At 67.4% G+C, this 19866-nt stretch carries 17 protein-coding genes; 12 read left to right on the top strand and 5 right to left on the bottom strand.

Annotated features, from left to right (window positions below):
- Positions 1 to 68 precede the first annotated feature (68 nt).
- Genes pgmG through SPHPHY_RS0116910 form a run of 3 tightly spaced genes read right to left on the bottom strand, consistent with a single transcriptional unit; the run spans position 69 to position 2523 of the window.
- Positions 69 to 1439: a phosphoglucomutase/phosphomannomutase PgmG gene (gene pgmG / locus SPHPHY_RS0116920; RefSeq protein WP_022687875.1), complete on the bottom strand. Its 1371-nt coding sequence runs from the start codon at positions 1437 to 1439 to the stop codon at positions 69 to 71.
- The gene (locus SPHPHY_RS0116915; RefSeq protein ID WP_022687874.1) at positions 1436 to 1702 is read right to left on the bottom strand and encodes a J domain-containing protein; all 267 of its coding nucleotides are present in this window, start codon (positions 1700 to 1702) and stop codon (positions 1436 to 1438) included. The genes pgmG and SPHPHY_RS0116915 overlap by 4 nt, the downstream gene beginning before the upstream one ends.
- 2 nt (positions 1703 to 1704) lie before the next feature.
- Complete coding sequence (locus SPHPHY_RS0116910; RefSeq protein ID WP_022687873.1) at positions 1705 to 2523, bottom strand: division plane positioning ATPase MipZ; 819 nt, start codon at positions 2521 to 2523, stop codon at positions 1705 to 1707.
- A 74-nt stretch (positions 2524 to 2597) separates the two neighbouring features.
- On the opposite strand from SPHPHY_RS0116910, the gene panC reads away from it, so the two are divergent.
- The 8 genes from panC to SPHPHY_RS20500 all read left to right on the top strand — a co-directional run bounded on the left by panC (position 2598) and on the right by SPHPHY_RS20500 (position 8581).
- On the top strand, positions 2598 to 3440 hold the full coding sequence (gene panC / locus SPHPHY_RS0116905) for a pantoate--beta-alanine ligase (protein ID WP_022687872.1): 843 nt from the start codon (positions 2598 to 2600) through the stop codon (positions 3438 to 3440).
- Between the two features lie 109 nt (positions 3441 to 3549).
- Positions 3550 to 3840, top strand: coding sequence for a hypothetical protein (locus SPHPHY_RS0116900; protein WP_022687871.1), 291 nt, complete (start codon positions 3550 to 3552; stop codon positions 3838 to 3840).
- A gap of 108 nt (positions 3841 to 3948) precedes the next feature.
- Positions 3949 to 4188, top strand: coding sequence for an exodeoxyribonuclease VII small subunit (locus tag SPHPHY_RS0116895; RefSeq protein ID WP_022687870.1), 240 nt, complete (start codon positions 3949 to 3951; stop codon positions 4186 to 4188).
- Complete coding sequence (locus SPHPHY_RS0116890) at positions 4185 to 5093, top strand: polyprenyl synthetase family protein (RefSeq protein WP_022687869.1); 909 nt, start codon at positions 4185 to 4187, stop codon at positions 5091 to 5093. The genes SPHPHY_RS0116895 and SPHPHY_RS0116890 overlap by 4 nt, the downstream gene beginning before the upstream one ends.
- A gap of 16 nt (positions 5094 to 5109) precedes the next feature.
- Positions 5110 to 5610, top strand: coding sequence for a pantetheine-phosphate adenylyltransferase (gene coaD, locus SPHPHY_RS0116885; protein ID WP_028057053.1), 501 nt, complete (start codon positions 5110 to 5112; stop codon positions 5608 to 5610).
- A 191-nt stretch (positions 5611 to 5801) separates the two neighbouring features.
- Positions 5802 to 6485 carry a peptidylprolyl isomerase gene (locus SPHPHY_RS0116880; RefSeq protein ID WP_022687867.1) on the top strand — a complete coding sequence of 228 codons (684 nt, stop codon included), beginning with the start codon at positions 5802 to 5804 and terminating at the stop codon, positions 6483 to 6485.
- Positions 6485 to 7543, top strand: coding sequence for a tRNA preQ1(34) S-adenosylmethionine ribosyltransferase-isomerase QueA (gene queA / locus SPHPHY_RS0116875; protein ID WP_022687866.1), 1059 nt, complete (start codon positions 6485 to 6487; stop codon positions 7541 to 7543). The genes SPHPHY_RS0116880 and queA overlap by 1 nt, the downstream gene beginning before the upstream one ends.
- A gap of 144 nt (positions 7544 to 7687) precedes the next feature.
- Positions 7688 to 8581 (top strand): ATP-grasp fold amidoligase family protein, encoded by an 894-nt coding sequence (locus SPHPHY_RS20500; protein ID WP_196802184.1) that lies wholly within the window; start codon positions 7688 to 7690, stop codon positions 8579 to 8581.
- Between the two features lie 7 nt (positions 8582 to 8588).
- Here the strand turns inward: SPHPHY_RS20500 and SPHPHY_RS0116865 are convergent, their stop codons facing one another.
- Positions 8589 to 10034: an oligosaccharide flippase family protein gene (locus tag SPHPHY_RS0116865; protein ID WP_022687864.1), complete on the bottom strand. Its 1446-nt coding sequence runs from the start codon at positions 10032 to 10034 to the stop codon at positions 8589 to 8591.
- A gap of 31 nt (positions 10035 to 10065) precedes the next feature.
- On the opposite strand from SPHPHY_RS0116865, the gene SPHPHY_RS0116860 reads away from it, so the two are divergent.
- Positions 10066 to 10263: a hypothetical protein gene (locus SPHPHY_RS0116860; RefSeq protein WP_022687863.1), complete on the top strand. Its 198-nt coding sequence runs from the start codon at positions 10066 to 10068 to the stop codon at positions 10261 to 10263.
- Between the two features lie 3 nt (positions 10264 to 10266).
- Here SPHPHY_RS0116860 and SPHPHY_RS0116855 read toward each other — a convergent pair whose 3' ends face one another.
- The gene (locus tag SPHPHY_RS0116855) at positions 10267 to 10755 is read right to left on the bottom strand and encodes a glycine zipper 2TM domain-containing protein (protein WP_022687862.1); all 489 of its coding nucleotides are present in this window, start codon (positions 10753 to 10755) and stop codon (positions 10267 to 10269) included.
- Between the two features lie 204 nt (positions 10756 to 10959).
- Between SPHPHY_RS0116855 and SPHPHY_RS0116850 the strand changes: the two genes are divergently transcribed.
- The 3 genes from SPHPHY_RS0116850 (at position 10960) to SPHPHY_RS0116835 (ending at position 19815) form a co-directional block, all read left to right on the top strand.
- Positions 10960 to 12885: a CocE/NonD family hydrolase gene (locus SPHPHY_RS0116850; protein ID WP_022687861.1), complete on the top strand. Its 1926-nt coding sequence runs from the start codon at positions 10960 to 10962 to the stop codon at positions 12883 to 12885.
- 476 nt (positions 12886 to 13361) lie between these two features.
- Positions 13362 to 15971 carry a PAS domain-containing protein gene (locus SPHPHY_RS21055; protein WP_022687860.1) on the top strand — a complete coding sequence of 870 codons (2610 nt, stop codon included), beginning with the start codon at positions 13362 to 13364 and terminating at the stop codon, positions 15969 to 15971.
- Positions 15972 to 17019: 1048 nt separating this feature from the next.
- Complete coding sequence (locus SPHPHY_RS0116835) at positions 17020 to 19815, top strand: TonB-dependent receptor (protein ID WP_028057052.1); 2796 nt, start codon at positions 17020 to 17022, stop codon at positions 19813 to 19815.
- Positions 19816 to 19866: the final 51 nt, after the last annotated feature.

Genomic DNA, 19866 nt, shown 5'->3' with positions numbered 1-19866 from the left:
CCGCGTTCCTGACTGACGGCGCGAGAGGTGGCACCGCGTAGCCACGCCGTATCGCTGTTCTAACCGGGCTAATCCGCCCGCCGCACTCCGCTGTCCGCCAGTTGCGCGTCGATCGACGCAACCAGTCGCTCCAGCCCCTCCGCGTCACGTCCCTCGGCCCGCAGCGTCAGCGCGGCCTGCGTGTTCGACGCGCGAAGCAGCCACCAGCCGTCGTCGGTCGACACCCGCACGCCGTCGGTCGTGGTGACGCGCGCGCCAGCCGCCGACAGTCGCGCCGCGACTTCCTCAACCACATGCGTCTTGCGCGCCTCCGGCACTGTCACCCGCCATTCCGGTGTCGCGACCCGCGCCGACGTCCCGCCGCGCAGTTCGGTCAGCGGCTGCCCGGACAGATGCACCGCGCGGATCAGTCGCACCGCGGCATAGAGTGCGTCGTCAAATCCGTAATATTCGTGTCCGAAGAAGATATGGCCCGACAGTTCGCCCGCCAGCGGTGCGCCGAGCTCCTTCATCTTCGTCTTGATCTCGCTGTGCCCGGTTCGCCACATCACCGATCGGCCGCCCAGCGCCGCGATCCGCTCGAACAGCGCGTCGCTCGACTTCACGTCGGCCACGATCGTGCTGCCGGGCAATTCGGCGAGCAGCGGCGCGACCAATATGGAGAGGATTTCGTCGCCCCACAGCACACGCCCGGTGGAATCGACCGCGCCGATCCGGTCGCCGTCGCCGTCGAAGGCCAGTCCGAAATCGAGCCGCTTCTCCGCGACCAGCGCCTGTAGATGCGCCAGATTGGCCTCCACCGTCGGATCGGGATGATGATTGGGAAAGGTACCGTCGATGTCGCAGAACAGCAGGTGATGTTCGCCCGGAAGCTGCGCGGTCAGCGCGCGGATGGCGGGGCCGGCGGCGCCGTTCCCGGCGTCCCAGCCGATCCGGTACGTGCCGCCGGCATAGCCGGCGAGCAGCCGGCCGACATAAAGGTCGAGGATGTCGGCGTCGGTGACGTTCCCGGCGCCCTCCTCCCAGTCGCCCGCCGCGGCGAGCCGCGCGAGGTCGCGGACGTCCGGCCCGCAGAAGCTGTTCCCCTGCATCACCAGCTTGAAGCCATTGTCCTCGGCGGGATTATGGCTGCCGGTTACCTGCACGCCGCCATCCACCTCTAGCGTCGCGGTAGCGTAATAGAGCATCGGCGACGGCCCCAGCCCGACGCGCACCACGTCGACCCCCGATGCGGTCAGCCCTGCGACCAGCGCCGCCTCCAGCATCGGCGCGTGCGTCCGCCCGTCATAGCCAACGGCGATGCGCCGCCCGCCCGCCCGTCGCACCCGCGTCGCGAAACCGCGCCCGACGGCATAGGCGTCCGCCTCGGTCAACGTGTCGCCGACGCGCCCGCGAATGTCGTAGGCGCGGAGGATCTCGTCCGCGAAGACGTGCGTCATCGCGGATCGCGCAACGCGGCGAGCAACGTGTCGCGCGCCGCATTCACGCGCCGTGCCTGCTGCCCCTCGCCGCCGCGGTCGGGATGCAGCTCGTTCATCAGCCGGCGGTGCGCGGCGCGGATCTCGCCCTCGTCGGCGCGCGTGCCGACGCCCAGCACGCGGCGTGCCTCACCGGCCGGGGACAGGCGCTTCTTCGCGGGCTTGCGCAGCATCGTCCACACACCCCACACGATCAGCGCGGCGACGATCCATTTCATCGCCATCGTCAGGCCGCCTTGCCCGCTGCCGACGCGGAGATCTCGGGCAGCGCCAGCGCGGCCATCATCTCGCGCAGCTCCTGCCGCGCGGCGACATGGCTCAGCCCCATCCCGCCGAACTCCTTGGCGTCCAGCAGCGTCAGACCCTTGGGGAACAGCTCACGATAGATCACGCGCTCGCCAAGCCCCGGGATGATCCGGAAGCCCACGCGTCGCGCCAGCTGGTCCAGCGCCTCCGATACGCGGCGCATGTTGCGCGCCTCCAGATATTGCAGGCGGTTCCGCAGCACGACCCAGTCGATCGTCGTCCCGTCCTCACGCGCGCGCGCCTTGCGTGCATCCCAGATCAGCTCCGAATAGAAGCTCGGCCGCACCACCTGGTACGTCTCTGGATCGACCTGCCCGATCAGGTCGAAGTCGACGAAGCTGTCGTTCATCGGCGTCACCAGCGTGTCGGCGAGCGCCGCGGCGATCCGCGCCGCGGGGTCGTCACGTCCCGGCGTGTCGATCACCAGAAAGTCGTAGCCGTCGGTGAAGTCCCGGTACATCGCCGGGAAGTTGCCGTCCGCCCGCCCGTCGCCGGTGGCATGGACCGGCAGCACCAGGTCGATGCCCGCCCGTTTCACGGTCGCCTCGCGATTGTCGAGGTAGCGCCCCAGCGTACGTTGGCGATGATCGAGGTCGATGCACGCCACGCGTGCGCCCTTCGCCGCCAGCCCGATCGCGACGTGCACCGCCGTCGTCGACTTGCCCGTCCCACCCTTTTCGTTGGCGAACACGATCACATGCGTGCGACCGTGGTGCGCTTCCGTCCCCGTTTCGGACAATTCGTCGCATCCTCGATTGATTGCGTCCCGCCGCGACCATAGAACTCCCGCCCGCGAGATTCGAGGGGTAACGGGTGGAAGTGTATCGTGATCTCGCCGGCCTGCGCGCGGCGCTCGCCGCGGCACGCGCCGGCGGTCGAGAAGTGGCGCTGGTGCCGACGATGGGCGCGCTCCACGCCGGGCATGTCGCGCTGGTCGAGGCGGCGCGCCGCCCCGGCACGCTCGTCGTCGCGTCGATCTTCGTGAACCCGCGGCAATTCGGCGCGAACGAGGATTTGTCGCGGTATCCGCGCAAGGAAATCAGCGACATAGCCATGCTCACCGATGCGGGCTGCGACGTGCTGTGGCTGCCCCCGGTCGATCAGATGTATCCCGCCGACTTCGCCACCAACGTCTCGGTGACCGGCGTGAGCGAGGGGTGGGACGGTGCCGCGCGGCCCGGGCATTTCGATGGCGTGGCCACTGTGGTGGCGAAGCTGTTCAACCAGGTTCGCCCTACCCGCGCCTTTTTCGGCGAGAAAGATTTTCAGCAACTGGCGGTCATCCGCCGCATGGTCGCCGACCTCGATTTCGATATCGAGGTCACCGGCGTGCCGACGCAGCGCGAGGATGACGGCCTCGCCCTGTCGTCCCGCAACGTCTATCTGCTGCCCGAGGAGCGGCAGAAGGCGGTCGCGTTGCCGCGTGCCCTGGGCGTCGCGGCGCGGGCGCTGCTGGCGGGCGCGGAAGCGGCCAAGGCGCTGGCGGATGCCACCGCCATGCTGTCGGCGGCGGGCTTCGAGGTCGATTACGTCGCGCTCGTCGATGCCGAGACGCTGGAGAGCGACCCCGCGCCGGGGCGTCGACGGCAGTTGCTGGCCGCGGCGCGGATCGGCAACACGCGGCTGATCGACAACCTCTCGGTCGATCCTGCTTGATCGCTCACGTCGCGCACGGCGATCGATCTAGATGATTCGGGCTTTAACCATTTGGTGAGCCGAATCGGTGCAAACCTCTCTTTACATTGAAGGATGGAGGGGTGATCCGATGGTAACCGAATTCAACATGGCGCTGCTCGCGCGCCGCACCAACGAAGCGACCCGCGGCGATGCCGACGCGGCCTACGACCTTGGTGTCGCCTATTCGACCGGCACCTCGGGTGCCACGCTCGACCTGATCGAGGCGCACAAGTGGTTCAATCTGTCGGCCGCGCGCGGCAACGACGCCGCCGCCGCCGCACGTACCGAAATCGCCGAGGACATGACCGCGCGCGAAATCGCCACGGCCCAGCGCGCCGCACGCGACCTGCTCGGCGGGATGCAGCGCCGCGCCGCGTAAGCCATCGATCGTCAAGACGAATGGCGATCCGGGAGTGCATGCGGGACGACGCACCGGATGGCCGGCATCGCCTTGACCGGCCGCGCTTGACCGGCGCATAGCCCCGGCATGGAGAATACGACCGAGACGCTGTCCTTCGAAGCTGGTCTGCGCGAGCTCGAGGAGATCGTCGCGCGGCTCGAATCCGGGGATACCCCGCTGGAGGAGGCGATCCGCCTGTACGAGCGCGGCAGCGTGCTCAGGCAGCGCTGCGCCGACCGTCTCGACGCCGCGCAGGCGCGTATCGAGGCGATCCGTACGGGAGCCGACGGCAAGCCGACCGGCACCGAGCCGTTCGCCGCGGGATGACGATCGCCGCCAATGCCTCGCCGCAGCTCAAGGCGGCGCTCAAGGAAGTGTCGGCGGAGATGGACCGCCGCTTCGACGCGCTGTTACCGGTGCCGAACGATCCACGTGCCGAGCTTTATCGCGCCATGCGCCACGCCACGATCGGCGGCGGCAAGCGGCTGCGGCCGCTGCTGGTGTTCGCGACCGCGCGGCTGTTCGACGTCGCGCGCGATGCCGCGGGCCGGGTTGCTACGGCGCTCGAGGCGATCCACGTCTATTCGTTGATCCACGACGATCTGCCGGCGATGGACGACGACGATCTGCGCCACGGCAAGGCCACCGTTCACAAGGCGTTCGACGAGGCGACGGCGATCCTCGCTGGCGACTGCCTACACGCACTCGCGTTCGAGGTGCTCGCCGATCCCGCGACGCACGCCGACCCGTTCGTCCGCGCCGAACTGATCGCCGACCTCGCGCGTGCGTCCGGTCCGTCCGGCATGGCGGGCGGGCAGGCGATGGACCTCAAGGCCGACGGCACCCGCTTCGACCTCAATACCGTGACCCGGCTTCAGCAGATGAAGACCGGTGCGCTGATCGGCGCGGCGGTGGAGGGCGGGGCGATCCTGGGCCGTGTTCCGCCGGAGGGTCGCCGCCATCTGCGCGGTTACGCGCACGACCTCGGGCTGGCCTTCCAGATCGTCGACGACCTGCTCGACGTCGAGGGCGACGAGCAACTGGCCGGCAAGAAGCTGCGCAAGGACGGCGAGCAGGGCAAGGAGACGTTCGTCTCGCTGCTCGGCGTCGACCGCGCGCGGCAGCAGTCGCAGATGCTGGTCGATCAGGCGATCGACCATTTGCGCAGCTATGGCCCCGAAGCCGACCTGCTCCGCGCGATCGCGCGCTTCGTTATCGACCGCCGCGGCTGACCTGAAGGCGAATCCCATGCGTATCGGCGTCTATCCCGGGACCTTCGATCCAATCACGCTGGGGCATATGGATATCATCCGGCGCGGTGCGAAGCTGGTCGACCGGCTGGTCGTCGGCGTCACGACCAATCCCGGCAAGTCGCCGATGTTCACGCTGGCCGAACGCATGGCGATGGTGGAGCGCGAGGTGGTCGGCATCGGCGGCGACATCCGTGTCGTCTCATTCGATTCGCTGCTGATGGACTTCGCGGAGCGTGAGGGCGCAAGCATGATCGTCCGCGGCCTGCGCGCCGTCGCCGACTTCGAGTACGAATATCAGATGGCGGGCATGAACCAGCAGCTGAACGACCGGATCGAGACGGTCTTTCTGATGGCCGACGTCTGCCTGCAACCGATCGCCTCGCGCCTGGTAAAGGAGATCGCGATCTTCGGCGGCCATATCGGCAAGTTCGTCAGCGCTCCGGTGTGCGCCGATGTGGTCGCACGCGTCGAACGCGACGGCCGCCGCGGCAGCTGACGGACCTTCGTCAATGCCGCTTTCGTCCGGCTCGTCGCTCGTACGGAGGCCTGCGTTCGGCTCAGGGCCTTCGACCACGTTGGAATGGCTGAGAAGTCGGGCGCGGTCCGCGCCATGCATCGTTCAGTTTGGCGCAAGCGCGTTTCTGGTCTAACGCCGCCCACACCCGACGACCTGATCCGAAAGACCCGATGCGCCCGTTCGCCCTTATCGCCGCCGCGCTTGCCGCGATCGTGTCCGTCCCCGGCGCCGCGCAGGAGCGTCTGCCGGCCCCGCCCCTATCGGACAAGGGCAACATCTGGCTGATCGACCTGTCGACCGGCGGCCGCGTCGAGATCGCGCTGCGCCCCGACGTCGCGCCGAAAATGGTGGAGCGGATCAAGACGCTGACGCGCCAGCATTTCTACGATGGGTTGGTATTCCATCGCGTCATCGACGGCTTCATGGCGCAGGGCGGCGATCCCAAGGGTGACGGCACCGGCGGCAGCACGCTTCCGGATCTGCCGGCCGAATTCAACTATCTGCCGCATGTCCGCGGCGCGGTCGCGGCCGCGCGTGCCGAGAAGGAGGACAGCGCGAACAGCCAGTTTTACGTCGTGCTGCAACCGCGCTTCCAGCTCGACAAGAAGTACACCGTCTTCGGCCGCGTCCTTACCGGGATGAACTACGTCGACGCGATCGAAAAGGGCGAGCCGCCGCAGAACCCCTCGCGGATCGTCCACGCCTATATCGCCTCGGACAATCCACCGGCGTACCAGCCGCTTCCCGCCGCAGCGGCGCCGACCTTGCCAGCGACGCTGCCGACATTGCCCGGCACGACGCCGGCCACGGCCGCGCCGAAGCCCGTCGCGAAGAAGCCCGCCACCCGCCGCTGATGCACGTCGACCTGTTCGACTTCGCGCTCCCGCCGGAGCGGATCGCACTGCGCCCCGCCGTACCGCGTGACGCGGCGCGGATGCTGGTGGTGACGCCCGAAGGATTGGCGGACCGTATCGTCGCCGATCTGCCGGCGCAACTCCGCGCCGGCGACCTGCTGGTGTTCAACGACACCCGCGTTATCCCCGCCCAGCTGGAGGGTACGCGCGGATCGGCGCGGATCGGCGCGACGCTCCACAAGCGCGAAGGGCCGCGCCGCTGGCGCGCGTTCGTCCGCAATGGCCGCCGTCTGCGCGACGGCGACGCGATCGACTTCGGCCACGCCGTCACCGCCATCGCGCGGGAGCGTGGCGAGGACGGCAGCTGGGCGCTGGAGTTTGCCGGCGACGAGCCGGTCGAACTGCTGCTCGAGCGCGCCGGCCGGATGCCGCTGCCTCCCTACATCGCCAGCAAGCGCGACACCGACGCGCGCGATGCGGACGATTACCAGACGATGTTCGCCGCCGAACCCGGTGCGGTCGCTGCCCCCACCGCCGCGTTGCACTTCACGCCCGCGCTGCTCGCCGCGCTGGACGCCGCCGGTATCGCGCACGCGACGCTGACGCTCCACGTCGGCGCAGGCACGTTCCTGCCGGTCAAGGCCGAGGACACTGCCGACCACCAAATGCACGCCGAATGGGGCCGCATCGACGCGGCAACCGCCGGGCGCCTCAACGCCGTGCGCGCCGCCGGCGGTCGTGTGATCGCGGTCGGCACCACCTCGCTCCGCCTGATCGAAAGCGCGACCGACGCCGCTGGCGAGATCCAGCCGTTCGAGGGCGATACGGCAATCTTCATCACCCCCGGCTACCGCTTCCGCGGCATCGACGGCCTGATGACCAACTTCCACCTTCCGCGATCGACGCTGTTCATGCTGGTATCGGCCTTGATGGGCCTCGACCGGATGCAGGCGGCCTATGCCTATGCCATCGGGAACGACTACCGTTTCTACTCCTACGGCGACGCGAGCCTGTTGCTCCCCCAAGGGCGCGCGCATAGCGGCCTTGGTCAGCGCTAATTGTCCCTAATCGGGGCAAATTCGCACAAATGGGCGGGAACTGTAGAAAAAGGACGTTTTCACTCCCTGGCCGACCGTCTACCCGGCGCGCGCCGCTGTGAGTGAGCCGGGCGGGGTCCGGCGGTAGCGTGCTGGAGAGGAATGATGGCAAACCCGCTACGCGCGGCAATGCGCCTGCTGTACAACACGCTGCCCGCCAAACAGTCGCTGCAGGTCCAGTCCTTGAAGGCGCTGGGGCAATGGCCCGACCTCGATAATCCGAAAACCTTCAACGAACGCGTGCATGCTCTCAAGCTGGCGGCGCGCGATCCGCTTATGCCGCTGCTTGCCGACAAGGTGCGCGTGAAGGAATGGGTGGCTGAGCGGGTCGGGCGTGACGTTGTGATCCCGACATTGTGGACCGGCACTATGCTCCCTGAGCAACCGCCATGCGCAACCCCCTTCATCGTGAAGGCGAACCATTCGTCGGGCTGGAACCACTTCGTCCGTACCGACGATGCGGCCGAATGGATGTTGCTGCGCGAAACGTCCAAGAAGTGGCTGGCCGCTGACTGGCACCGCTATCTGCACGAATGGTGGTATAATGAGATCGACCGGCTGCTGCTTATCGAGCCGATCATCGGCGACAATCTGAACGACTACAAGTTTTTTTGCTTCAACGGCGAAGTCAAGATCGTGCAGGTAGACGAGGGGCGCTTTACCGAACACCGCCGGTCGTTCTATGATTGCGCTTGGCAGCGTCAGTCGTTCGGCTTCTCCTACCCGCAGATCGTCGGTGAGATCGCGCCGCCGCGCCACCTTGCCAGGATGATCGAACTGGCCGAAATACTTTCGGTTGGCTTTCCCTTCGTCCGCATCGACTTCTACGACCTGGCGACTGGCCCGAAATTCGGCGAGATGACCTTCGCGCCGGAAGCCGGATTCGGGCGTTTCTCGCCGATTTCCGCCGATCGCCTGCTCGGTGACTGGTGGAAGGAAGCGGCCGCGCGCGTGGATGCGCGCGACGATCAGCCGTTGCCACTTCCGATCGCGGTCTGATGGCCCATCAGGTGCGGGCGAACTTCGCGCGGATTGTTCGCACCTGATCAAGTCGCAGCAGCAGGATCGCGCCGACGTAGACGATGCCGCCCGCCGCCAAAGCCGCCAGCGTCATCATAACGCCGCTTGCCCCGGCGAACGGCACCAACGCCGCACCCATGGCTGCGCCGGCGAGCAACACCTTGCCGGCGTCGCGACTTGCCAGACGAATGCCGAACACCCGCCGCGCCAGCGTCGCGCTGACGGTATAGCCCAGCATCTGCGCCAACAGCGACACGCCAGCGATGCCGAGCAGGCCGTAGCGATGCAGCGCCAGTGGTCCCAGCAGAACGAACGTTCCGATGGCCAGTGCCGGCGCGATCATCAACAGCCGCATGTGTCGCGTCAATTGGAAGGCGATCTGCAGGTGATAGATCGTCAGCAGGCGCAGCAACGCGGCGGCCGTCACGAGCGGCAGCAGCGGGGCGCTGCGATCCGCCAGCGCCCCGCCGAGCAGGAGGTGGCTGATCGGCCCGGCAAGGACGGTCGCGGCGATGACGACCGGCAGGCACATCGCCAGATACAGGATCGCGTTGCCCTCCAGAAGCACGCGTGCCTGCGCCGGGCCCTCGTCCTCATAGGCCCGCACCATCGCCGGATACATCGTGATGTTGACGGCCAGCATCGCGAAGCCGAGCGTCTTCTGCAACAGGTCGGCGGGAGCGGCATAATAAGCGACGCTCGACGTGCCGAGGATATGCTCGATCTGGTAGCGGTCGAGCACCCCGACACCATACGACAGGCCCGAGCTGAGCATCAGAGGCGCGCCGAGCGTCAGCATCTCGCCCATGATCCGCCGCTCCTCCACGTTCCCGCGCAGCCGCAGCCGGCGCCACACGCCGTCGCTGACGATCCCGCCCACGACCGCGATCCCCTGTCCGATCACGAGCCCGAGCAGGACGCCGGTCAGCCCCTGATGGTATACCAGAACCAGCACCGCGCCGATCGCAAGCGAGAGCGCCGAGCGCGTTACGATCACGCCGAACGTGTGCCACGCGGCACCGCGCGCGCGGCTGACGATGTTGAGCATCGTCAGCGTCACTTCGCTGAAGACGAACAGGAACAGCACCCAGAGCCAGCCTGGAGCCAACCCGAAGATCATCCTGCCGGAGACGAAGAGCACCGCGGTGGTCACGCCCAGCGCGAGGATGAACGTCGAGACGATCGTGAAGAGCGCGTCGGCGCGCCCCGGATCGATGCGGGTCGGGTCGGTCGCCGAATACAGCGTCCGCGCGCCGACGATCCGCGCCCATTCGAACATGATCGCGTTGATCAGCAGCGCGGTGCTGATGATAAGCGTGTAGCGGCCGAACTCGTCAGCCGGCAGCAGCCGGACCCACAAGAGCAGCGACACGAAGTTCAGCCCGCTGGCGATCGCGAGACTAAGGGTGTTGAGAACCGCTGGACGCGCCACGATCTTCCTCTTCGACGTAACGCGAGGAGCCATGGCCGATTTGTCGCGCGACCGCTACGTGCTTGATACCGCGCTGCGGCATAACCGACCGGTTTTCGATCAAGGGCGAGTTCGGCGTACGGCGATCACCGCCCACTTCCGCTGCGATGGCCTGGTCGGTTCTCCGACCGGCTGCAACAGTGATATGCCCCGGCGCGATGCGGCGGCCGCGATTGCGCCGGGATGGTGAAGGTCAGCGCTGGCAGCGGCGCGGGTTGTCGGAGCGCTCGACCGCATTGCCGGCAAGGGCGCCGACCCCTGCGCCAAGCACCGTACCCAGCGTCCGGTCGCCGCGCCCGTCGATCGAGCGGCCCAGCAATCCGCCCGCGATCGCGCCGATTACCGTACCGGTCGTGCCGCTCTGGCAGCCGCGATTACGATAGCCGTTGCGGTTGCCGCCGCGGTAATCGCCACCGTCGCGATCGTAACCGCCACGATCGTAGCCACGCCGATCGTATCCCCCGCGATCATATTCGGCGTAGCGCGGCTCGCCGTTCCAGCCGTCGCGATACGCTTCGCGATAGGCGCCCCGGTGGTCGCGATAGCCGTCGTCGTCGTAGTTGCGATACTCGCGCTCGTAATAGGCGCGGTCATCGTAGCGTTGTGCCTGCGCTGCGACCGGCGTCAGCGCGACCATCGCCAGCGCCACCGATCCAAGCCCAAACGACATCTTGCTCAGCATGTTACTGCTCCCCTACGCGTCACCGCCACGACCGGGACGACCGCGACGATCCCGGATTAGCGCGGGCCGGTTGAGTGTCTCCTGAATGCGTTCGTCATCCGGCGTTCACCGAGCGAAGGCGCACTCCAGCACTTCTGCGGCACCGCTTGCGGTCGCTCCGGTCCTGCCGCACAGACAGGACAATCATCCTGCCGGAGTTTACCGATGCGCCGTTCCGCCTTGCTGCTGCCGCTGATCGCCCTGGCCACCATCGCGGCGCAAGGGCCGCAGGCTGCGCCGCAGCAGCCGCCCGCGACCGGGGACATCCCGGCGAAGTTCGTGCTGCCGACCGCCGCGAACGATTATATCAGGCGCGAGGTGATGATCCCGATGCGCGACGGGGTGAAGCTGCACACCGTCATCGTCATGCCGCGGAATGCCACCAATGCACCGATCGTCCTGACGCGGACGCCCTACGATGCCTCCACCCGTGCGAACCGGTCCGACAGCCCGTCGATGCTCGACGCGCTTCCGCTCGCGGACGAGATATTCGTCCGCGGCGGCTACATCCGCGTCTACCAGGACATCCGCGGCAAATACGGGTCGGAGGGCGATTACGTCGTCACGCGTCCGGTCATCGGCCCGCTCAATCCGACGAAGGTCGACCACACCACCGATGCCTACGACACGATCGACTGGCTGGTAGACAAGGCGAACCTGCCGCAGTCGAATGGCCGCGTCGGGATGATCGGGTCGAGCTACGAAGGCTTCACCGTGGTCATGGCGCTGCTCCACCCACACCCGGCGCTGAAGGTCGCCGCGCCCGAAAGCCCGATGATCGATGGCTGGATGGGCGACGACTGGTTCCACTACGGCGCATTCCGGCTCGCCAACATCGCCTGGCTGGGCGGGCAGACCGGCTACAAGGGCGGCGGCACCGTGCCCCCGACCGGCGGCTGGGACGATTACGACAATTTTCGTGCGGTCGGTTCGGCAGGCGACTGGGCGAAGAAGTCAGGCTACGACCAGCTTCCCTACTGGACGCGCATGTCGCAGCACCCGGGCTATGACGTCTTCTGGCAGGGGCAGGCGCTGGACCGCTTGATCGTCGCCAACCCCTCGAACGTGCCCACGATCTGGGAGCAGGGGCTGTGGGATCAGGAGGACATGTACGGTGCGATCACCAGCTGGGAAGCGCTGAAGGCGGCCGGCAAGATCGGCAACAACTTCCTCGTCATGGGGCCATGGCGCCACAGCCAGGTCAACCGCGAGGGGCGCAGCCTCGGCCCGTTCCAGTGGAACGGCGATACGGCCGCGCAATTCCGCGAGCAGATGGTGCTGCCGCTGTTCGACCAGTATCTGAAGGATGGACCGGCCGCCAACCTGCCCGCGGCCGCCATCTACAACACCGGCGAGAACCACTGGGATCGCTTCGCCGACTGGCCGCTGGCCTGCGCGCAGGGCTGCGCCGCGCCGCTAACCCCGATGTACCTGCAGGCGGACGGCGGGTTGTCCGCGACGAAGGGCGCATCCGGCGGCGACGCCTATGTCGCCGATCCGGCGAAGCCCGTCCCGCATCTGCCCCGCCCGGTGAACTTCAACGACGGTCGCTGGGGCGACTGGCTGGTCAGCGATCAGCGCCACGCCGATGGCCGCCCCGACGTGATGACCTACACCACCCCCGTGCTGACGCAGTCGATGCGCGTGTCGGGCGCGCCGATCGCCGACCTCTATGCGGCGACGACCGGCACCGATGGCGATTTCGTCGTGAAGGTGATCGACGTCTTCCCGGCTGGCAATGCGACCGATCCGAAGATGGGCGGCTATCAATTGCCGATCAGCCTCGACATTTTCCGCGGCCGTTACCGCGACAGCTTCGAGAAGCCGAGCGCGATTCCTGCCGGCAAGGTCCAGCGTTATCGCTTCCGCCTGCCGACGGTGAACCACGTCTTCCAGCCCGGGCACCGCCTGATGGTGCAGGTTCAGTCGAGCCTGTTTCCGCTCTACGATCGCAATCCGCAGACCTATGTGAAGAACATCTTCTTCGCGAAGCCCGCCGACTATAGGAAGGCGACGGTCACGATCGAGCGCGGCGGCAATCAGGCGAGCGCTGTACTGCTGCCGGTCGTTCCGGTGCGAAAGGCGCCGTGACGGGCGGGGCGCTCGCCCGTTGAGGTGGCCCATCGTTGCGAGTGTGGTGAGGCGATACATCGGCCCGCAACGCGCAAGATGAAGCGCAGGTGAGGCTCCCGGTCCTGCCCGTCGTTGGCGAGCTGGCCAGGCCGCGGGCGACTGGCTTGCACGCGCCCGGTCGGGCGATCCGGCTTCGAATGGGCGACATCATCTCGCCCTTTCGCGTCCGCGTCTGCGCTTGCTCCCGGTAACGCCGCGCTGGTGCTTGCCGCGCATGGATGGATTACCAGCCGCGAGGGAAAGGGGCGTAGAGACGGGACGATTTTTATCGCGCGATACGACTTCGCGCGCCGCCATTTCACTAAATGTCACCTGTTATTCGATCCGTACCCGCCCCGGTATCGCGCGCGGCGCTCGAACGGGCTACGTTGACGAGGTTCAATGATCGCGCGCGCCCATCGCCGGGTCGTGCGCGGCTAACGAGGCACGCCGCCATGATGCGACCCTTCGGCGACGGCGAGATGGCGCTGCGGATCCGCGAATTCGACTGGGCGGCCACCTCGCTCGGTGCGCTCGCGGATTGGCCAGGCGAGCTGCTCTCGACGGTCGAGACGATGCTGGCGATGCCCGGTCCGGCCGTGCTGCTGTGGGGCGACGCGCTGTCGCTGATCTACAACGACGCCTATATCGCGATCGCGCGTGACCGGCACCCCGCACTGCTCGGATTGCCGGCGCTGCAAGGCTGGTCGGACATTCTCAGCGATGCATTGCGGCAGCGGCTTGCCGCGGTGCGCGGCGGCGCATCGCTGTCGCTTCACGGGCTGGAGGTGGCGGTGCGCGACGCCGACGGTCGGTTCGAACCGCGCATCTTCGACATCGCGTGGTCACCGGTCCGCGATCCGACGGGTGTCGTGGCGGGGGCGTTGCAGACCCTGGTGGAGGTGACCGAGCACGCGCGCGCCGCGGCGCGGCTGCGCGAGAGCGAGGCACGGCTGCGCGCCCTGATCGAAACCGGCAGCCACATGCTTTATCGCATGAGTGCCGACTGGGGCCGGCTCATGCTGCTCAACGGCCGCACGATGCTGGCTGATATCGACGAACCGGTCGACGACTGGCTGGTGCGCTTCGTCCCGCCCGAGGACCGCGAGGCGGTGCGCGCCGCGGTCGCGGCGGCGCGCGCCGGTCCGCACGTCTTCGATTGCGAGCATCGTGTCTGGCGTGCGGACGGGACGGTCGGCTGGGTGCTGTCGCGCGCAGTCCCGATCCTGGCGGCGGACGGCACCGTCATCGAATGGTTCGGTTCCGGGATCGACGTCACCGCCCGCCGCACCGCCGACGAAGCGGTGCGCCGCAGCGAGGAACTGCGGCGGATCGCGCTCGACGGCGGTGGCATGGCGGCGTGGCGCTACGATATCGCGACGCGCGAATTGCGCGGCGATGCGCGCTACTTCGCGCTGCTCGGCCTGCCGCCCAGCGACGATCCCGTGCCGCACGCACACTTCGTCGCGCAGTTGACGCCGCACTGGCAAAAGGCGGCGCTGCGCTTCATCGAGCGCACGTTCGTCGCGGGCGAGGAATTCGACGGCGAGATGGAATTCGCCGGCGGCCCCGGCGCAGGGCGCTGGCTGCGCTGGCGCGGGCGGGTCGACGCGCCCAATGGCTCGGTGATTCACGGCGTGGTCTTCGACGTGACCGAGCAGCGCCTCGCGCAGGCGAGCGTGCTCGCGCGCGACCAATTGCTGCGCCAGTTCGGCGACGCCTCGCAGAACGCGCTGTGGGTCCGCGAAGCCGCAACGCTGCGCTGGCGCTATCTTACGCCCGCCTTCCGTATCATCCACGGTCTCGCGCGCCGCGAGGCATTGTCGGGCGATCATTACCGCCGGTGGCTCGACCTGGTGCTGCCGGAAGATCGCGACACCGTGGAGCGCGCGGTGGCGCGGCTACGCGGCGGCGAGCACGCCACCGTCGACTATCGCATCCGCCGCGTCTCCGATGGCGAGACGCGCTGGCTACGCACCACCGAATTCCCGATCCGCGACGCCGATGGGCAGGTCGCGTTGATCGGCGGCATCACCGAGGATATCACCTCCTCGCGCGTTGCGCGCGAGGCGCTGGAGCGTAGCGAGGAACGCTTGCGCAGCGCGGTCGAGGTCGGCGGCGTCGGCCTGTGGGACTGGAACGTCCTTACCGACGAGGTACATTGGTCGGACCAGCATTTCCTGCTTCAGGGTCTCCGGGTCGACGCGGTGACGCCTAGCTACGCTGCGTGGCGGGAGCGCATCCACCCCGATGATCGCGCGCGTACCGATGCGATGATCGAGGCTGCGCTGGTCGATCGCACACCGTATGCGCAGGAATTCCGTGTCGTGCACCCGGACGGCTCGCGGCACTGGCACGCCGCGCGTGGGCGCTTCTTCTACGACGACGCCGGGCAACCGGTGCGCATGACCGGTGCGATGATCGACGTCACCACGCGCCGCGAATGGCAGGAGCGGCAGCAGGTGCTGATCGCCGAGCTCCAGCATCGCACCCGCAACCTGCTCGGCGTCATCCAGTCGCTGGTGGAGCAAGGAGTTCGCGCCGCCAGCGACCTGCCCGATCTTCGCCGTCGGCTCGGCGACCGGTTGCAGGCCCTGGCGCGCGCGCAGGGCTTGCTGTCGCAACTGAACGACTGCGAGCGCGTAACCTTCGACGCGCTGCTCGACGCCGAGCTTGCCGCACTCGGCAGCACGGCTGCGCACGTAACGCGCAGCGGTCCACGCGGCGTGCGGTTGCGCTCGTCGACCGTCCAGACCCTTGCGATGGCCCTTCACGAGCTGGCGACCAACGCGGTCAAATACGGCGCATTGGGCCAATGCGGCGCACAACTCTCGATCGACTGGCGGCTGGAACGTGACGACGATTCCGAGCCGTGGCTGCATATCGACTGGCGTGAAAGCGGCGTGGCGATGCCGGCAGCGGGCACGACGCCGGCCGGCTCGGGGCAGGGCCGCGAACTGATCGAGCACGCGCTTCCATACCAGCTCGGCGCGCGCACCTCCTATGCGATCGGGGGCGATGGCGTTCGCTGTCACATCGCCATCCCCGTCTCCGTCAGCCTGTGAACCGCGTTCCCTCGGCGGGCGGCAAGCGTGCGGCGTAGGAAGGCGACGGAGGCGGGGACAGTCGCCGGCGCCGCCGGTGCGCGGGGGGGCGCCGCCAGTATCGCCGCCGCGCAACGGAGCGTGGCTGACACGGATCGGCGATCCTTGAAAGGTCTGCGCACCGGCGCGCTGCCGGGTGGTGGGACCGGACAGGATTCATCTGTGTGCGCAGGCAGAGCGCCACGCGGGGTTGGCGCGGCGGGTCGATGCGTGTGGCGATGGCGCGTTTCTGCGCAAGATGGCGGAGGGCTATCTCGCGCTGGCCGGGCGCTTCATCTCCCGTCCGGCGTCGCGCACGCCCAGGATCGGGCGTGGAGCGACCGGCCGTCATGCTTTGTCGGTACGCAAGCTCCCCGTATCGCGCACGAAGAACAACGCGAGCCCGAACTGATAACGTGTCACTGAAGCGAGGGCACGTCGGCGCTGTGGCAGCCACTTCGAGAGCGTAGCTCGAACATTCTCCCGGCCGCCTAAGATCGTCGCTCCTTCGCGTACCGATCGGCTGGACGCTCCGATGCGTAAGCGGCGTCTACCCCCACGCGTCAGCATTTCGATCGGCGCGATGGCCGTTCCGGCACCCGACCCGGACACGACGGCCCGGTGCGCCGCGTCGGTGGCGTCCTCATCCACGAGAGAAGGCGTGCAGCGGTGTAGACCTTGAGGAGCGTACGGCCGTCGAACGCGCGCAACGCCGTCCGCAAATTTCGCCAGAAGCGAGACGCGGGTCGTGGATCCACGGCAGGGCCGTGTGCCGTCTCCGGATCGCGGCGTCAAACAGCTTGTAGGACAAATCTTGGCGGTCTGACCTTGCGTTCGTCGCAGCTCATCGGCGTAACTGGCCCGATTAGAGTCGCAATACCTTACAGCAGGAACGCAGGATGCGCGTCCCTCATATTGACGATTATATGACACTGCCATTATGTCTGATTAATTAAGGCCGAATTTGAGGCCGTTCAGCGGGAGAGATGCAGTGAAAGCCACCAGGGCGGTCCTTTTGCGGACAGTTCTTTTGACCGGTACCGCGGTCATGCCGGGGGTGGCGATGGGACAGGCCGCGGTCACGCCGGCTGCTGCGCCGGTTTCGGCGGAAGCTCCTGTTCAGGCACCCGCTGCCGCCGGCCCTGCCGCCGACGACATCGTCGTCACCGGCGTGCGGGCCAGCCTGCGTTCGGCACAGGAGCTGAAGCGGAATTCCAGCTCGATCCTCGACGCAGTCGTCGCCGAGGACATCGGCAAGCTGCCCGACAACAATGCGTCCGAAGCGCTCGCCCGCGTCACCGGCGTGCAGGTCAACCGCTCGAACGACGAAGCCAATGGCGTGCTGATCCGCGGCCTGCCCGACATCACCACCACCTTCAACGGCCGCGAGATCTTCACCGCCGAGAACCGCGGCGTCGCGTTGCAGGATTTCCCCGCGGGTGCGCTTGCCGCACTGGAGGTCTACAAGTCCGGCACCGCCGACCTGATCGAGCCGGGGCTGGCGGGGCTCGTCAACGTCCGCTCGCGCCGCCCGTTCGATTTCAAGGGCTTCGAGATCGCCGGCGGGATCCGTGGAAATTACAACGACCAGTCCGGCAAGCTCGACCCCGTCGGCAACATCCTGATCACCGATCGCTGGGATACCGGCATCGGCGAGATCGGTGCGCTGGTGAACTTCGCGATCACCCGCACGCGCTACCGCAACGCCGTGCGCTTCAACGACCAGGGAACGCGTACCGCGGCTGGCGACGCGGGCAACGCCACCGACGATCTGGCGGTGGCCACGCCGGGCGTGGGGACCGACTTCCGCTTTCCCAATTCGGTCGGCAACTACTTCGCCACCGGCACGCGCACGCGCCCGTCGGTCAATGGCAGCCTGCAATGGCGACCCAATGATCGACTGGAGATCTACGCCGACGGCCTGTGGCAGGCGTATCGTGGCGAGCAGTCGAACGAGAACTTCACCGCGTTGCTGACCGACGCCACGCTCGCACTGCCCGGCCAGACCGGCACGCGCCCAACGCTCAGCAACGTCGTCCTCGACCCGAGCGATCCGCGCAAGGTGGTCAGCATGACGAAAAGCGGCGGCCTTGCGCCGCAGATGTTTCGTTCGACCTTCAACGATCGTACCGACACCTATCAGGGCGCGATCGGCTTCGTCTGGAAGGGCGATCGCGCGCGGATCAGCAGCGACTACGCCTATACCTACAGCACCTATTCGCAGCTCGAATACAGTCTGGACTCGCGCTTCGCCTCGTCTCCGACCACCAACGTGGAGTTCGATCGCGATGGGGGCGCGTCGTTCAGCTTTCCCGGCTTCGACGCGACGAACCCGGACAATTACATCTGGCGCGGTTTCTACCAGAAGCGTTACCACGCCACCGGCGGCGGCCATCAATGGCGCGGCGACGTGCAACTCGACACCGACCTGCCGTTCCTCCAGCGGCTCGACTTCGGCTTGCGCTGGGTCTCGCGCACCGCGCGGCTGGAACAGGGCGATCGTTACCTGGCCACCGACGCGCTCGGCATCCCGCTCGCCAGCCTGCCGACCGGGCAGCTCGAGACAGTGCAGGACGGCTTCCGCCAGCCTGCCGCGCAGTTCCGCAATTGGCTGATGCCCAGCCGCTCGGCGATCCGATCGAACTTCGATGCGCTGCGTGCGCTCACGTACTCGGTCGGCCCGCGACTGATCGCGCGTGATCCGACCAATCTCGATCTCCGCGACAACGTAGCGCGCTTTGCGCAGGAGGAGATCGCGCTGCGGCCCGATGGCGGCTTCCGCGCGCAGGAAAGCACCTACGCGGCCTATCTGATGGGCCATTACGACTTCACCGTCGCAGGCGTCGAGATCGACGGCACCGCCGGGGTGCGCGTCGTCAACAACGACGGCACCTATTCGGGCGTCACGCGACTGGCGACCGACGGCGTGATCTCGTTCGTGCCGCAGGACAATCGCCAGAATTACGTCGACGTACTGCCCTCGTTCGGGATGCGGCTGAAGTTTACCGACAAGCTGCAAGGTCGCCTGGGCTATACCGAGACGCGCACGCGTCCCAGCTTCTCGCAGCTGAACCCGGCGTTCAACATCACCCGCAACAATGCCACCGGCTCGCTGTTCGACGCCAACGGCAGCGGCGGCAACCCGGATCTGGTGCCGCTGACCTCGAACAACTTCGACGCCACGCTCGAATGGTATTTCGCGCCGACCGGCTCGATCACGGCCTCGGTCTTCTATCGCGACCTGTTCGGTTTCATCAGCACCTACACCAGCGTCGTGCAGGATCCGACCTACGGCCGCTTGCAGGTGTCGCGCCCTGAAAACGCCGGCTCCGGTCGCATCAAGGGCGCGGAGGCGAACTTCCAGACGTTCTTCGATTTCCTGCCCGGCTTGCTCAGCGGGTTCGGGACGCAGCTGAACGTCACCTACCTCGACGGCACGAACCGGTTGCCTTCGACGCTGGGTGAGGAAGCGCCGGTCGTGCCGATTACCGGCGTGTCGAAATGGACCTACAACGTCACCGGCTTCTACGAGAAGGGCCCGATCTCGGCGCGCCTCTCGTACAATCGCCGCTCCAGCTTCGTCGACAGCTTCACCCGCAATCCCGGTGAGGCGCAATTCGCGGGCGTGTCGGTGATGCCGATCTCGCGGCTCGATTTCTCGGCGTCCTACACGCCGGTCGAGAACATCACCCTTACGGCCGACGTCAGCAACATCCTCGCGCAGCCGTGGCGCAACTTCCGCAACTTCGCTGCCGACGCCGGTTACCCCGTCGATGTCCGCGAGGAAGGCCGTTATTACTCGCTGGGCGTCCGCTTCCGCTTCTGATCGGGGAAGGGGAGGGGGAGCGCCACGTTCCCTCTCCCGAAGGTATCCACC

The organism is Sphingomonas phyllosphaerae 5.2 (assembly GCF_000419605.1).
GTDB lineage: Bacteria > Pseudomonadota > Alphaproteobacteria > Sphingomonadales > Sphingomonadaceae > Sphingomonas > Sphingomonas phyllosphaerae_B.
The sequence above is the reverse complement of the archived record's forward strand: the minus strand, read 5'-3'. Positions and strand labels throughout refer to the sequence as shown.